The organism is Sporosarcina sp. D27 (assembly GCF_000586555.1).
Lineage (GTDB): Bacteria > Bacillota > Bacilli > Bacillales_A > Planococcaceae > Sporosarcina.
This window is the reverse complement of record NZ_AZUC01000019.1, coordinates 1-14535: the sequence shown is the minus strand read 5'-3', so window position 1 is coordinate 14535 and position 14535 is coordinate 1. Positions and strand designations below refer to the sequence as shown.

The following is a 14535-nucleotide window of genomic DNA, read 5'->3' as shown; positions in this document are numbered from 1 at the left end:
GCCCCATGATTTCTGGAGTTTTTCTACAGTCTGAGTCGAAGCTCATTGGCTTCGACTTTTTTAACATCAAACAGATATCCCTGATTGTAACTTATACATTTGAGCATATTGACCGTCGAGCTGAACTAATTCGTCATGCGTTCCACTTTCTACGATTTCACCGCGATCTAACACTAGAATTTTGTCTGCGTTTTTAATCGTTGAAAGTCTGTGGGCGATGATGAAGGTAGTACGTCCTTTTTTCAATACGTCCATTGCATGCTGAATAATTTCTTCCGTCTCTGTATCAATATTGGAGGTTGCTTCATCCAATATTAAAATCGCAGGATCGAACGCGAGTGCCCGCGCAAAAGAAATAAGCTGGCGCTGTCCACTAGAGAGAGTGCTTCCTTTTTCAACTACGGGCTCTTCAATCCCTTTCGGTAAATGCTCAAGAACCCGTTCACCGCCAACAGCTTCAAGAGACTCTTGAACTTTTTCTCTAGAAATTCGTTCATCCCCAAGACTGATGTTGGATTCAACAGTCCCAGTGAACAAATAAGGATCTTGGAGTACGATGCCCATATGATTGCGGATCGTCTGGCGTGGTAAGGAAGTAATATCTTGACCATCGATTAAAATCTTACCTTTAACCGGATCGTAGAAACGGAACAGCAAGTTCATGATGGAACTTTTCCCTGAACCCGTATGACCAACGAGTGCGACAGTTTCCCCACGCTTCGCTTCGAACTTGATGTCTTTTAAGACATATTCTTCTTCTTTGTAAGCAAACCATACGTCCTCAAAAGTCACATTTCCCTCGTAGCGCTCCATACGTTCATCACTCACTGGTTCTCCAGATCTATCCAATAACTTGAACACCCGCTCTGCCGCAACTAAAGAATGTTCAAGTCTCGCGAACTGATTAACAATACCTGTTACAGGGTTAAACAGACGTGTAATGTAGTCAACAAACGCGTACAGCAAACCTACGGATACAACGCTTTCTGTTGTAATTGAAGCTCCTGCGAAATACCAAATGAAAATAACGAATGTAATCGATCGTATCGCATTGACCAAGTTATGGGACGTTGCCGCTTCCACTTTCAGTAACTTCGTCTGGTAGTCATAATGCGTCGTATTCAGTTCTTCAAATTCGTCTTCCATCTGTTTCTCGCGTCCGAATGCCTGAATGATCGTCATCCCGTTAATAGATTCATTGATCATCCCATTCATGTCGCTGACCTTTGAACGGATGATATGATTGACTTTAGAAGCAAATTTCCGATAAAGAATCATCCAAATGTAAAGTATCGGTAAAACTACTAGAAGAATCGCTCCCATTTTCGGATCCAGACTGAATAAAGCAATATAGATCCCAATAATGTACATGCCGCTAATAGCGAATTGAGACACAACTGTTACGTACAAATGACGGATCGCTTCAGTATCATTCGTCACACGCGCCACAACTTTACCTGCAGGCAAGTTATCAAAATAACTAATTGGCAGCGTCTGTATATGTTGATACAGTTCATTTCTCATTTTCTGAACAATACGGTTGGCTGTCGCCTGCAGAAGTAGGTACTGCCCATATCGGAAGATTGCTGTGACAACTGCTAGGCTGAAAAAGATTGCAAGAAGTTTTGCAATTGGTTCAAAGTCAATCCCACCTGTTGCTGCACCTGCTATATGATTATCAATAATTTGTTTTGCAATGATTGGACCAAGCAAATCTGCACCTACCGCTATCGCGAGAAGTGCCATGCCGCCAATGAAATGCCCTTTGAATCGAAGCGCATAATTCACTAATCGTTTACCTGTCGTCATTATTCTCCCCCTCCGATCTGCTGGCGATCATACTGTTCCTTATACCAGCCGTTCATCGAGAGCAAGTCTTCGTGATTTCCTTCTTCAGTCACGCGGCCATCCTCAAGGACAATAATCCAATCCGCATGCTGAATTGCTGATAATCGGTGCGTTGTGATGATTGTCGTTTTCCCACTACGCTCGTTTTGGATGTTCTCAATAATTCTTGTTTCCGTTTTAGCATCTACCGCAGATAGTGAATCATCCAAGACCAGAATCTCAGGATTTTTCACAATAGCACGCGCGATTGAAATCCGCTGTTTTTGTCCGCCTGAAAGGGCGACCCCTTTTTCACCGACAAGTGTTTGTAATCCTTCCGGCAATAGTTCCAAGTCCTTTTCGAAATGGGCAAGTCGAATCGCTTCTGCAATATCGTGATCGTCTGCATCCGGTTTACCGAATAAGATATTGTCGCGAACCGAACGTGAAAATAACACATGATCCTGAGGCACGTAACCAATCCAGTTACGTACTTGTTCTTTCGTCATATCATCCAAACGGTTCCCGTCAAATGAAAGCAGTCCTTCACCTGCAGGATATTCACGCAGCAACTGTTTGACAAATGTCGTCTTTCCACTGCCCGTTTTTCCAACAATACCTAATGTTTGACCACCTGATAATTTCACACGGACCTGATCCAAGTTTTTACGTTCAGACGTCGGATATGCAAAACTGACGTCTTCAAAACCGATCACTCCAGGACGGTTCATCTGCACAGGCATCGATGGATCTCTGACATCTTCAATTGCATCCAATGTTTCTTGAACGCGATCGAGTGATGCATTTCCGCGTTGCATGACATTGATGAGTTCACCAATAGCAAACATTGGCCACACAATCATTCCGAGATAGACGTTGAAGCTGACCAATCCACCTAATGACATTTCTCCCATGGAAACCAGATAGGCTCCATAACCGAGACCAATCATATACGATAACGATGTCATAATCTTTGATATAGGAGTGAACAGTGCGTCAATCCGCTCAACTTCCATATTTTTACGATAGACGTCCTCTGTTGCATCTTGAAAGCGTTGCTCTTCAGCACGTTCCTGGACGTATGCGCGCACTACTCGAACACCCGCCACAGCTTCCAAAACGTCGTCATTCAAATCACCGAACGCCTTTTGTGCGGTTACGAATTTGAGGTGAATACGTTTTCCAAGCACTTGCATTAAATAAGCTAAAATTGGTAATGGTAAAATTGCTGCAAGTGTCAGCTTCCACGATACGAGGAAGCCCATCATGACAATTAGAGTAAACAAGTATACTGTGGAGTCGATCAGCGTCATGATTCCAAAGCCAGCTGTTTCAGAGATAGCCTGCAAATCATTCGTCGATCGTGCCATTAGGTCTCCTGTTTTGTTACGTTGATAGAATGAGGGCGTCATCTTCAAAAAATGTCGCATCAAATTTCCACGTAATTTCCGTTCAATGACATTAGCGCCACCAAACAACTGGTATTGCCAAAAGTAATCCCCGATATACGCAATGACAGTGATGAGCAACATGGTACCAATATATGTCCAAAGCACTTGTGCATTTATGGTGTTCAAGTGGATTCCATCTATGGCTTTTCCTATTACCCAAGGGGGAATGATGGCCAAGATATTTGACATGATTAATAAAAGTAGAGCAATGGTGTAGCGTTTCTTATTCTCTTTAAAAAACCAACTTAATTTTCCTAAAACCGAAAACATACTTTTCTACGACCTTTCTTGGAGCAACATCAGCTATCCGCCTTCAGGTGTCTCCTTTTTAAGCAATTTGATAGGTTGGATCGTTTCGTTCATCACATCTATAGCTCCCCTTTCCTATTAGTTGTATATGCAACACGCTTTGCGTGAAAACACCTTATTTTAGTGAACATAAAAAGACACACGCTCCACTTTCAGAGACGTGTGTCTGAATAGGGAACGGTGCCCTGTAACCTAACGATTTTAGATTCAATCTACTATAATCGCGGTGCGAAGGGCCAAGCTTGAAGTTGAGTGATTTTGTACGCTACACGTTTGTTCATGTCAAGCCCTCCTTTTCCTTTCGAATTTCGAATAATTTTAGATTATCATGCTTTTTTCAACATTGTCAACACTTTTCTTTAAATGTTTCGAAAATTTAATAGGTTCTTACAAGAGAATCCCAAGGAAAAATCATTGTATTTCTCCCATTAACCATTTATGATAAAATCAACTACCTAATTTTAAATCACAGGAGGTGTACGCTTTGTTTCCCCCTTCACTGGCATGAAACAAAGCACCCATTTGGATATTCCCATACGCTTGGCAGCATTTGCTGCCTTGATCGCCCTCACTGCATTTTTTGTTGCAGCTGAGTTTGCAATAGTGAAAGTCAGAATGACACGAATCGATCAGCTAGCTTTAGCAGGCAACAAAAAAGCGATAAATGCTAAACGAGTTGTAGATAATCTTGATGAATACTTGTCAGCCTGTCAGCTCGGAATTACGATTACCGCACTCGGACTCGGTATGCTTGGAGAACCGACCGTTGCGTTAATGCTTGAGCCTCTGTTTGCTTATTTGCAGTTATCAACTAGCATGACAGTCTTCCTTTCTTTTTCTATCGCGCTTATTGTCGTGACATTCCTTCATGTTGTCATTGGTGAGCTTGCTCCCAAAACGGTAGCGATTCAGAAAGCAGAAACGTTAACACTAGCACTTGCAAAACCACTCATCATCTTTTATCGCACGATGTATCCATTCATTAAGATTTTAAATGGTTCAGCAAGACTAGTGACCCGATTGTTCGGCTTTCGACCAATCCATGAAGCAGATGTAGCCCATACAGAAGAAGAATTGCGAATGATTTTGTCCGACAGCTTGAAAAGCGGGGAAATCAATCAGTCTGAATACAAATATGTAAATAAAATATTTGAATTCGACGATCGGATTGCAAAAGAAATTATGGTTCCTCGAACGGAAATGATGACCATTGAAAAGGAAATGACTTCTGCTGAAATCTTCAACATGCCAGGGATTGAGCAATTCACTCGTTACCCTGTCATCGATGGCGACAAAGACCACGTAATCGGTCTCGTCAATATGAAACATTTGCTCACAGCGTACATTAAGAACCCGAAAAACGGAGACTTACCAGTCACTGCTTATATGCAGCCTATCATCCGTGTCATTGAAACGATGGCAATTGGAGACTTACTGCTAAAAATCCAGCGGGAACGCATTCATATGGCGATCCTGATGGATGAATACGGTGGAACCTCCGGGTTGGTTACTATTGAAGATATCCTTGAAGAAATCGTTGGCGAAATACAAGATGAATTCGACCAAGACGAATTACCGGACGTACAGGTGGTTGGCGAAGGGCACTTCATCCTCGATGCAAAAATGCTTTTGGACAGCGTCAATGATACACTTGGCATCGACCTCGATGAAGAGGATATCGATACCATTGGTGGATGGTTCATGTCTCAACGCTTTGAAGCCATTCCCGGAGAAAAAATTATAGAACAAGGCTATGAATTTTCCGTCAAAGATGTGGAAGGTCACCACATACTCTACCTTGAAGCTGAGAAACTCGAAGATGAAGAAGCAGACTTGGAAGAAGAAATGGTGTAACAAAAGAGACGACTCCTAAAATCGGAATCGTCTCTTTTTTATTGGTCTGCATTTTTTTGGAAGTACTGAACGTTGTAAATATCTCTTCGGCGATCCTTCAACTGCTTTACTGTACCTTCTTGACGTTGGCGCTTCAACACTTCTAAGTCCACATCTCCGATAAGCACTGTTTCTAAGTTTGCGTTCGCTTCTCCTACAATTCCATCTCTGGCAAATTCAAAGTCCGAAGGGGCGAAGATTGCAGATTGGGCATATTGAATATCCATGTTAACGGCCTGCGGCAAGTTTCCAACGGTACCCGAAATGACCGTATAAATTTGGTTTTCAACAGCACGAGCCTGCGCACAGTAACGTACTCTCAAATAACCTTGCCGATCTTCTGTACAAAACGGTGTGAAAATGATATTTGCTCCTTTTTCAGTAGCGATTCGAGCAAGTTCAGGAAATTCAATATCATAGCAAACTTGAATGGCAATCTTTCCACAGTCAGTATCAAACACACGAACGGAATCACCCGCACTGATACCCCAATATTTCTTTTCGTTCGGGGTAATATGGATTTTGTATTGCTTATCGATTGATCCGTCTCTTCTAAAGAGGTAAGAGATATTGTAAATCTCCTCGTTTTCTTCCTCTACGAAGTGAGAACCTCCAATAATATTGACGTTGTAACGAACCGCCAGGCTGTTGAATAGTTCAATATATTCTTCCGTATACTCTGAGATTTTACGTACAGATTGACTAGCAGAACGCTCGTCTAAGAAGGACATGAGCTGAGTTGTGAAAATCTCAGGAAACACTACAAAATCCGAGTTTGCATCTGCAGCGATATTCACAAAATACTCCACTTGCGATGCTAATTCGTCAAAGCAAGAAATTTTGCGCATCAAGTATTGAACGACACAAATACGCACCGGATAGCTCGTTTTATAATGACGTTTTGAAAGTGCTTTGTAGTCTATATTATTCCATTCCATAAGCGTTGCATAGCGCTTGGATGCCTTATCATCAGGCAAATAGTTTGGATTGATACGCATCAGTGTGAAGTCATTCATCAGCTGGAACGTTAAAACCGGATCATAGATTCGATGTTTTGCAACCGAGTTGACATACTCTCTTGGCGACATCTCATCTGAGTGCTTATGGTAGTTCGGAATTCGCCCACCGATGATGATGGACTTCAAATTCATTTCACGAGCAAGCTCTTTTCGTGCCTCATAAAGTCGTTCGCCGACCTTCATGCGTCTAAATTCAGGATGAACCATCACTTCAATCCCATAAAGATTATACCCTTCAGGATTATGGTTCGTTATGTAGCCATTATCGGAAATGTCGTCCCATGTATGGCGATCATCATATTCTGCGAAATTCAAAATCAGACTAGAGCATGAACCTATTATCTGTCCATCCAGCTCGGCAACGAACTGCCCCTCTGGAAATACAGTCAAGTGGCTCTCCAAATGTTCCGTTTCCCAGGGGTCCATTCCAGGAAAACAAGCTTCCTGCATCGCTAATATATCAGGTATGTCCGACATTTCCATTTGTCGAACTACCATGCTTATTTCAAATGATGATAAATCAAATTCTTCGCTCAACACAAATCACCTCTCTACCTTGAATACCCTATTTTTCGAAGATTATGCCCAACGTTAGCAAAAAAGATGATTTCCCTCTATAATAAGGAGTTGAAATCGCTGAGAGGAGCACACGAAATGAACAAGCGTTTGGAAAATTTGTTACTCCTGATATGGACCGTTGCGTTAGTCGCAACATTGGGTTCCTTATACTATTCAGAAGTTAAAGGTTTCACCCCATGTCTATACTGCTGGTACCAGCGTATCTTGATGTATCCGATTGTTCTAATTGCGGGTATTGCACTTATCCAGAAGAATGGACGTATTGCGTTGACAACAGCGACATTCAGCCTCATCGGAGCTTGCTTGTCGGCTTATCATTATGCAACACAAAAGCTTAGCTTCTTCCATGAACATGCAGGAACATGTGGAGATACCCCCTGCACAGCACAATACGTGAACTATTTAGGTTTTATCACAATTCCATTTATGGCATTCGTTGCATTTGTTCTGATATTCATTGCAAGTGTTATGATGTTAAAACATTTGAAGGAGACAAAATAACCTATGAAAAAATTATTAATCATTGGTGGGATTATCGTTGTGTTTTTTGTTGCGATCATCGCACTTACAACGGCTTCAAACAAATCGAAGTTAGCTGACAATCCCTATGGTACAGAAGATTTAAAGAAGTCCACGATTGACTTAATAGGCAATGAAAACTACGACAGTATCGTACTTCCTGATGCTGTATCTAAAAAGATTGAATCTGGTGAACCCACAACAGTCTACTTCTTCCATCCGGAATGTCATTTCTGCATGGAGATGACCCCAATCCTAATGCCGATTGCAAAAGAAGAAGGCGTGAAAGTGAATCAGTACAATATGGCTGAGTTTAGCGATCAGGCCGGCGATGCCTACGGTATTAGAGAATGGCCAGCACTTGTCCAGTATGAGAATGGAAAAGAAGTAGGCCGACTTGTTGGATTGCAACCTGAAGAAAATATCCACGCATTCTTTAACGAGTATTACGCTAAGTGAGCAACAGAAAAGAGGAAAAATTTATGACATCATTTACGTACACAGTGAAAGATTCTGACGGGACACTTGAACAATTATTGCGTGATGACTGGCAAGCTGGAAAGAAAAATATCCACGAGTTGCGAATGGCGAATGCTGTAATGGATTCAGAAGGAGTTCCTGTCGTATGGCGCACTCCACTAGTAGCAGGAACTGAGTTAACGTTTCAGTTGCCTGAAGCCCATTCAGAATACGCACCATTAGATGTCCCCGGCGTAAAAGTTCTTGCGGAAGATGATCACTTCCTAGCTGTTTTCAAACCAGATGGTATTGCCGTTCATCCTGACGGGACTAGCCGTGAAGCTACGATGATGAATGCAGTGATTGCCCATGTACAAGCCTCAGGCGGTACGTACGCAGAGCATATTCAACGTCTTGATAAAGGTACGTCAGGTGTTGTCATTGTTGCAAAACATCCCATGGCCAAAGCCATGTTTGACCGAATGATTGCTTCCAACGAGATTACCCGACTCTATCACGCTGAGGTGGAAGGTCGTTTGAAACGGTTGAAAGGCAGCGTCAATATGCCAATTGGTCGCGATCGTCATCACCCAACCCGTCGACGTATTTCAATGTCAGGTCAATCTGCTGTCACTCATTTCAAAGTGATTGAGCGAAAAGAACAAACGACAATGATTGAAGCATCGCTCGACACAGGACGTACACACCAAATCCGTGTTCATATGTCTCACTTAGGTCATCCAGTTGTTGGAGATAACTTGTATGAAGCTGCAGCTCTTCCAGACGGTACGTATCGTTTAACCGCTGTAGAAACTTCTTTCATTCATCCATTTACGGGTGAGAAAGTTGTAATTACTGTTTAACAAATAGCAAAAAGCGGCATGGGATCATCTCCACATGCCGCTTTTTATTTTACCCAATTGTATCTGGGTCTGTACCTGTTCTTTCGTCACGGTTCAGTTCATCAATCATTCTCATCTCTTCGGCTGTTAACACAAAGTCACCGATTTGACTGTTTTCCAAAATCCGTTCTGGTGTAACCGATTTTGGAATGACGATTAAATCGTTTTGCAGATGCCAGCGAATAATCACTTGGGCAGCAGTCTTATGATGTGTTTTTCCGATTTCACTTAAAACAGCGTTATCCAAAAGCTTACCTCGTGCGAGTGGAGACCAAGACGTGACGGCGATATCGTGTTGAGAACAGTAGTCTCTCAAAGGGACTTGTGTTAGCAAAGGATGTAACTCAATCTGATTAACCATTGGCGCAATGTTGGCTGTGACAGACAGTTTTTCGAGATGGTGGATATGGTGATTGGAGACTCCCGGTACACGAATTAGCTTTTCTTCATACAATCGCTCAATGGCACGGTACGTATCCACGAACTTTTCGCTAACCGGCCAATGCGTCAAGTATAAGTCTAAATAGTCGAGCTCTAACTTTTTTAAGGATGATTCAAACGCCCGTAGGGTTTGGTCGTACCCTTGGTCGGTATTCCATACTTTAGATGTGATGAAAAGCTCATCGCGGGAAATTCCTGAAGCACGGATCGCCTCTCCTGTTTCTGACTCGTTTTCGTAAATCGCTGCTGTATCAACCGCACGATATCCGTGCTCCAATGCATAAGTAATCGCTTCAACCGTTTGCTTGGAATCCGTCATTTTATAGACTCCCAACCCAAACCTCGGCATATGTACTCCATTCGCAAGTTGTTTCGTCTCTGTATAGGTAGCTGACATGTAAGCTCCACTCCTTCGTTTTCGCTTATTTCTTATTTCAATAGTACCACTCGATGTGAGCACTGAAAACGAATACGCTGTAGGATTTGTCAGGTACATGTCACATATTTTAAAGTGAGTCATTTCCTTTTTGTTGCGCTTCCGGTATAATGAATGTTAGAACAATTGATTCAACAGGAGGGTATCTGATGAGACTAATTCTAATCATGGGTGTCTGCTTCGCATTCCTATCCGCAATCTTCACAGGCGGTTATGCTGACAAGCCAGGCAAAGTGAAAAAATAACACAGTAAAAAGGATGCAGCTCAATTAGAGCCGCATCCTTTTTTTAGTGCAAACCTGGGTAACCTTGTTGACGCAACGCTTCATATACGAGTATCGCTGCAGTATTGGATAGGTTCAATGAACGTATATGGTCATTCATAGGAATTCGAAGACACGTATCTAAATGAGCTTCTGTAACCTCAGAAGGCAATCCTGTAGTTTCTTTCCCGAATACAAAGAAGATATCTTGATCGACATTTGAAAAGTTGAAATCCGAGTATGTTTTTGTTCCAAATTTGGTGATGAAATAGAAAATACCTTCCGGGAACTTCTCGAACAATTGATTAATACCACTGTGATACGTAATATCAACATGCTCCCAATAATCCAGACCTGCCCGTTTCAACATTTTATCATCCGTTGAAAAACCGAGGGGTTCTATCAAATGTAATTTTGCTCCAGTTCCTGCACAAGTTCTTGCGATGTTGCCAGTGTTGGCAGGAATAAGCGGTTCAAATAACGCTACGTGTATTGGCATAATTCCACTTCCTTCTATTCAGTTACAGTCATCTTCATGACTGCTTTTTTAATTTCCTCAAATACAGAATCATCTGTTTCTGTTTCTAATACGTGTTCAAGTGCCAGTCGTCCAGTTTCGGTTCCTATTTCCCCTATAGCCCACGCGCACGTATTGCGAATCATAGGACGTGGATCTGTTTCTAACAGATTAACTAAATCTGGGATGGCAGCTTCTTCTTTAAAATGCGCTAAAGCTAAGATCGCATTTCGCTGGATAGGATTTTTTCCTCTCCAAGAACCCGACATATGGCCAAAAGTTTCTTTAAACTGCCGATTCGATAACTTTAAAATCGGTTGAAGAAGAGGCTTTACAAGTTCCCTCTCGGGTATGAATGACTCTTGCTCTAAATTATATTTCCGCTTATTTTTTGGACATACGGTTTGGCACGTATCACACCCATAGATGCGATTCCCCACCTCTTTACGGAATTCTTCTGGAATCGGCTGCTTCGTTTGTGTCAAGAATGCAATACAACGCTGAGCATTCAATTGTCCACCTTGTATTAAGGCTCCTGTCGGGCAGGCATCCAAACACAGCGTGCAATCCCCACATTGGTCCTCCATCGGCACATCGGGTTCAAAAGGTAAATTCGTAATCATCTCACCTAGATAGACGTACGAGCCAAACTCTGGAGTAATAATGGAACAATTTTTAGCAGACCACCCAATACCCGCACGTTCTGCAACTGCCCGATCTGCCAGTTCCCCCGTATCCACCATTGAGCGTGTTTTCACTTCAGAAGAACGCTCATGTAAGAACACTTCCAATAACGCTAACTTTTCACGCAAGACTGTATGATAATCAGTTCCCCAGGAGGCGCGACAAAACATTCCACGCCGCTCGCCCTTCTTCCCTTTCGGTGCATCAGTCATTTTGGAAGGATAGGCAACCGCAATGGAAATGATACTCTCTGCACGATCTAATAGCAAAGTTGGCTCTGTTCTTTTTTCAACATCACTTTCTTCAAATCCTGATTGATAGCCAAGATCTTGTTGCCGTTTCAATCTGTTTTTCAACTCTAAAAACGGAGCTGCTGTTGTAAATCCGATTTTATCGATACCAATGGACGTTGCATAGGCAACTAAGTCTTGTTGCAGCTGAGCGATATTCACCATCTGCCACCTCCCTTATGATAAACTTGAGAAAAAATAGGAACAGGGTGATTTTATGAAATTTCATATAGAACCTGCAATATTTGATGAAGTTCCTGAATTCAAAGTAGCCATCATCCATTATAACAGGACAACCGTATCCGATTCCCCTCAAATGCTAAAAGGAAGACTTCAATTATTCCAAGAACAACTCTTTTTTGAACTTGAGGAACGCACATTTAATGAGATCGACGGGATCCGTGAATGGCGCAAAGTTTGGAAAGCACTTGGTGCAGATCCAAGTCGTTATCGTCCTTCTGCTGAAGCATTATATCGACGTGTCAGTAAACAAGATTATCTGAAAAGCCATTCAAGTGCAATCGACTTGAATACCTTGTTCAGTCTACAATATGGAATACCATCTGGCATGTATAATTGTGAAACACTTTTTGGCGATATCCGTGTGACGACGGGACACGCTGAAGATGGTTACGACGGATTAAACGGTAGATTCAATTCATTACATAACATTCTAATTCTGAAGGATGGATATAGTCCATTCGGCAGCCCCTACGTGGACTCTATTCGGAGTGCAATCACGGAAGAGACAACAGAAATACTTCACGTATTGTTCCTTCGACCTGACATGGATGTAGAAGAAGCACAAAGGTTAGCAACTGCGTGTGGTGCCATGTTTACCAGCATCAATGGAGGAGAGGCAACAGCAAGCATTCTAGATCGTGACACACCTGCTATCGAGGTTGCTGACTTAACATCTCATGAGAAATCTAATTCTTGAACAGCATTCACCAATTTCATTAATGCGATAATTGAAACCCGCCATATATTCTCAAAGCGGGTCTTTTTGTATACAAGATCTGGCCAATTAGAATAATAGTAAAAACAAAAAAAGAACAACCGAAGTTGTCCTTTTCTGAGATACCCGAGGCCGGACTTGAACCGGCACGCCTTACGGCATCGCATTTTGAGTGCGACGTGTCTGCCATTCCACCACTCGGGCAAACTTAAAATAATTAAAACGGAAACCAAGTAATGGAGGCGGCAACCGGAATCGAACCGGTGGTAAGGGTGTTGCAGACCCGTGCCTTACCGCTTGGCTATGCCGCCGTAGAATAAGTGGAGCGGAAGACGGGATTCGAACCCGCGACCCCGACCTTGGCAAGGTCGTATTCTACCACTGAACTACTTCCGCTAATAACTGGGGTAGCTGGATTCGAACCAACGAGTGACGGAGTCAAAGTCCGTTGCCTTACCGCTTGGCTATACCCCAAAAATAAAAAAGGGGCGGCTGAGGGGAATTGAACCCCCGAGTGCCGGAATCACAATCCGGTGCGTTAACCACTTCGCCACAACCGCCATAATAATAAGATGTTTCAAGTCAAGAGACAAGTAAGATAAATGGCAGGGGCAGTAGGAATCGAACCCACACCAAAGGTTTTGGAGACCTCTATTCTACCGTTAAACTATGCCCCTGTAAAAAATGGTGGTGGGGGACGGATTCGAACCGCCGAACCCGGAGGGAGCGGATTTACAGTCCGCCGCGTTTAGCCACTTCGCTACCCCACCATAGGGAATTTCATGGTGCCGGCGAAAGGAATTGAACCCTCAACCTACTGATTACAAGTCAGTTGCTCTACCAATTGAGCTACACCGGCATATAAGATGGCTCAGGACGGAATCGAACCGCCGACACAAGGATTTTCAGTCCTTTGCTCTACCGACTGAGCTACTGAGCCATATTGTTTCAAAGAAAATGGCGGTCCCGACCGGGATCGAACCGGCGATCTCCTGCGTGACAGGCAGGCATGTTAACCGCTACACCACGGGACCATTTGGTTGCGGGGACAGGATTTGAACCTGTGACCTTCGGGTTATGAGCCCGACGAGCTACCACTGCTCCACCCCGCGATAATACTATTATGAAGAAATAATGGTGGAGGATGACGGGCTCGAACCGCCGACCCTCTGCTTGTAAGGCAGATGCTCTCCCAGCTGAGCTAATCCTCCACAATACTATGTGATGCTGGCATATCTTATTCATAAGAATCTAAATGGTGACCCCTACGGGATTCGAACCCGTGTTACCGCCGTGAAAGGGCGGTGTCTTAACCGCTTGACCAAGGGGCCATACTGTTATAATAGAGAAGTTAACTGGCGGAGAGCAAGGGATTTGAACCCTTGAGACAGCGTTAACCGTCTACACGATTTCCAATCGTGCTCCTTCGGCCACTCGGACAGCTCTCCATTATGGCTCCGCAGGTAGGACTCGAACCTACGACCGATCGGTTAACAGCCGATTGCTCTACCACTGAGCTACTGCGGAATAGATAAACTATTAAAGGATTTTCACTTAGTAGTGAAAGCCTAGCGACGTCCTACTCTCACAGGGGGAAGCCCCCTACTACCATCGGCGCTGAAGAACTTAACTTCCGTGTTCGGTATGGGAACGGGTGTGACCTCTTCGCCATCATCACCAGACGTTTTCACAACACAAGAATTATTATACCATACTCAAGTTGTAAATGCAAGCGTTAATTTCAATTTCTTTTTAAAAGATTTTTAAATTAATCACTCAAAACTAGATAAAACCAACATTGATGTCTCAAGACAGCCTTACAATTCTCTAACTTGTGCGGTTGCTATAATCTAGCTCCAGCAGCCAGTCTCTCGGTCATAAGCCATCTTGCCTTCACGGCACAAATCGCCGCTTCACCAATCCTTCTTATGCCTGCCGAGCCTAAACGGCTGCTTCCGCTTTTTGGATAAGTCCTCGATCGATTAGTA

At 43.2% G+C, this 14535-nt stretch carries 11 protein-coding genes, 15 tRNA genes and 1 rRNA gene; 5 read left to right on the top strand and 22 right to left on the bottom strand.

The genetic code is table 11. From position 1 onward, the window contains the following. Window positions 1-66: 66 nt before the first annotated feature. Both N693_RS0105975 and N693_RS0105970 read right to left on the bottom strand, forming a co-directional pair. Window positions 67-1809 (bottom strand): ABC transporter ATP-binding protein, encoded by a 1743-nt coding sequence (locus tag N693_RS0105975; RefSeq protein WP_025783876.1) that lies wholly within the window; start codon window positions 1807-1809, stop codon window positions 67-69. After that, window positions 1809-3548: an ABC transporter ATP-binding protein gene (locus tag N693_RS0105970; protein WP_025783875.1), complete on the bottom strand. Its 1740-nt coding sequence runs from the start codon at window positions 3546-3548 to the stop codon at window positions 1809-1811. The genes N693_RS0105975 and N693_RS0105970 overlap by 1 nt, the downstream gene beginning before the upstream one ends. Window positions 3549-4091: 543 nt before the next feature. On the opposite strand from N693_RS0105970, the gene N693_RS0105965 reads away from it, so the two are divergent. After that, window positions 4092-5441, top strand: coding sequence for a hemolysin family protein (locus N693_RS0105965; RefSeq protein WP_037592830.1), 1350 nt, complete (start codon window positions 4092-4094; stop codon window positions 5439-5441). Window positions 5442-5479: 38 nt separating this feature from the next. Here the strand turns inward: N693_RS0105965 and N693_RS0105960 are convergent, their stop codons facing one another. After that, entirely contained in the window at window positions 5480-7036 is a 1557-nt protein-coding gene (locus N693_RS0105960) for a bifunctional GNAT family N-acetyltransferase/carbon-nitrogen hydrolase family protein (RefSeq protein WP_025783873.1), read from the bottom strand. A gap of 117 nt (window positions 7037-7153) precedes the next feature. Here N693_RS0105960 and N693_RS0105955 point away from each other — a divergent pair, with 117 nt between their 5' ends. From N693_RS0105955 to N693_RS0105945, 3 genes are read left to right on the top strand one after another with little or no spacing between them, the layout of a single operon-like run. Then, on the top strand, window positions 7154-7579 hold the full coding sequence (locus N693_RS0105955; RefSeq protein ID WP_025783872.1) for a disulfide oxidoreductase: 426 nt from the start codon (window positions 7154-7156) through the stop codon (window positions 7577-7579). 3 nt (window positions 7580-7582) lie between these two features. Next, a complete protein-coding gene (locus tag N693_RS0105950; protein ID WP_025783871.1) occupies window positions 7583-8056 on the top strand; it encodes a co-chaperone YbbN in 474 nt (157 codons plus the stop codon). A gap of 23 nt (window positions 8057-8079) precedes the next feature. Next, window positions 8080-8919 carry an RluA family pseudouridine synthase gene (locus N693_RS0105945; RefSeq protein WP_025783870.1) on the top strand — a complete coding sequence of 280 codons (840 nt, stop codon included), beginning with the start codon at window positions 8080-8082 and terminating at the stop codon, window positions 8917-8919. Between the two features lie 49 nt (window positions 8920-8968). Here N693_RS0105945 and N693_RS0105940 read toward each other — a convergent pair whose 3' ends face one another. The 3 genes from N693_RS0105940 to queG form a co-directional block, all read right to left on the bottom strand. After that, entirely contained in the window at window positions 8969-9796 is an 828-nt protein-coding gene (locus tag N693_RS0105940) for an aldo/keto reductase (protein WP_025783869.1), read from the bottom strand. A 327-nt stretch (window positions 9797-10123) separates the two neighbouring features. Beyond that, window positions 10124-10597, bottom strand: coding sequence for a tRNA (uridine(34)/cytosine(34)/5-carboxymethylaminomethyluridine(34)-2'-O)-methyltransferase TrmL (gene trmL, locus N693_RS0105930; protein ID WP_025783868.1), 474 nt, complete (start codon window positions 10595-10597; stop codon window positions 10124-10126). 14 nt (window positions 10598-10611) lie between these two features. Beyond that, window positions 10612-11751, bottom strand: a complete 1140-nt coding sequence (gene queG, locus N693_RS0105925; protein WP_025783867.1) for a tRNA epoxyqueuosine(34) reductase QueG — start codon at window positions 11749-11751, stop codon at window positions 10612-10614. 55 nt (window positions 11752-11806) lie between these two features. Between queG and N693_RS0105920 the strand changes: the two genes are divergently transcribed. Then, entirely contained in the window at window positions 11807-12529 is a 723-nt protein-coding gene (locus N693_RS0105920) for a B3/4 domain-containing protein (RefSeq protein ID WP_025783866.1), read from the top strand. Window positions 12530-12670: 141 nt separating this feature from the next. On the opposite strand, the gene N693_RS0105915 is transcribed toward N693_RS0105920, so the two are convergent. The 16 genes from N693_RS0105915 to rrf form a co-directional block, all read right to left on the bottom strand. Further along, window positions 12671-12751, bottom strand: a tRNA-Leu gene (locus N693_RS0105915). A gap of 33 nt (window positions 12752-12784) precedes the next feature. Next, window positions 12785-12858 (bottom strand) — tRNA-Cys (locus N693_RS0105910). Window positions 12859-12868: 10 nt separating this feature from the next. Continuing rightward, a tRNA-Gly gene (locus tag N693_RS0105905) sits at window positions 12869-12943 on the bottom strand. Between the two features lie 6 nt (window positions 12944-12949). Then, a tRNA-Gln gene (locus tag N693_RS0105900) sits at window positions 12950-13021 on the bottom strand. Window positions 13022-13034: 13 nt separating this feature from the next. Next, window positions 13035-13107, bottom strand: a tRNA-His gene (locus N693_RS0105895). A 43-nt stretch (window positions 13108-13150) separates the two neighbouring features. After that, a tRNA-Trp gene (locus N693_RS0105890) sits at window positions 13151-13224 on the bottom strand. 8 nt (window positions 13225-13232) lie between these two features. Then, window positions 13233-13317 (bottom strand) — tRNA-Tyr (locus N693_RS0105885). A gap of 13 nt (window positions 13318-13330) precedes the next feature. After that, window positions 13331-13406: transfer RNA gene (locus N693_RS0105880), tRNA-Thr, on the bottom strand. 8 nt (window positions 13407-13414) lie between these two features. Continuing rightward, a tRNA-Phe gene (locus N693_RS0105875) sits at window positions 13415-13487 on the bottom strand. A gap of 18 nt (window positions 13488-13505) precedes the next feature. Further along, window positions 13506-13581 (bottom strand) — tRNA-Asp (locus N693_RS0105870). A gap of 3 nt (window positions 13582-13584) precedes the next feature. Beyond that, window positions 13585-13659: transfer RNA gene (locus N693_RS0105865), tRNA-Met, on the bottom strand. Between the two features lie 23 nt (window positions 13660-13682). After that, window positions 13683-13758 (bottom strand) — tRNA-Val (locus N693_RS0105860). 45 nt (window positions 13759-13803) lie between these two features. Beyond that, a tRNA-Glu gene (locus tag N693_RS0105855) sits at window positions 13804-13878 on the bottom strand. Window positions 13879-13903: 25 nt separating this feature from the next. After that, a tRNA-Ser gene (locus N693_RS0105850) sits at window positions 13904-13995 on the bottom strand. Window positions 13996-13999: 4 nt separating this feature from the next. Then, window positions 14000-14074 (bottom strand) — tRNA-Asn (locus tag N693_RS0105845). Between the two features lie 39 nt (window positions 14075-14113). Beyond that, window positions 14114-14229, bottom strand: a 5S ribosomal RNA gene (gene rrf, locus N693_RS0105840). Window positions 14230-14535 lie beyond the last annotated feature (306 nt).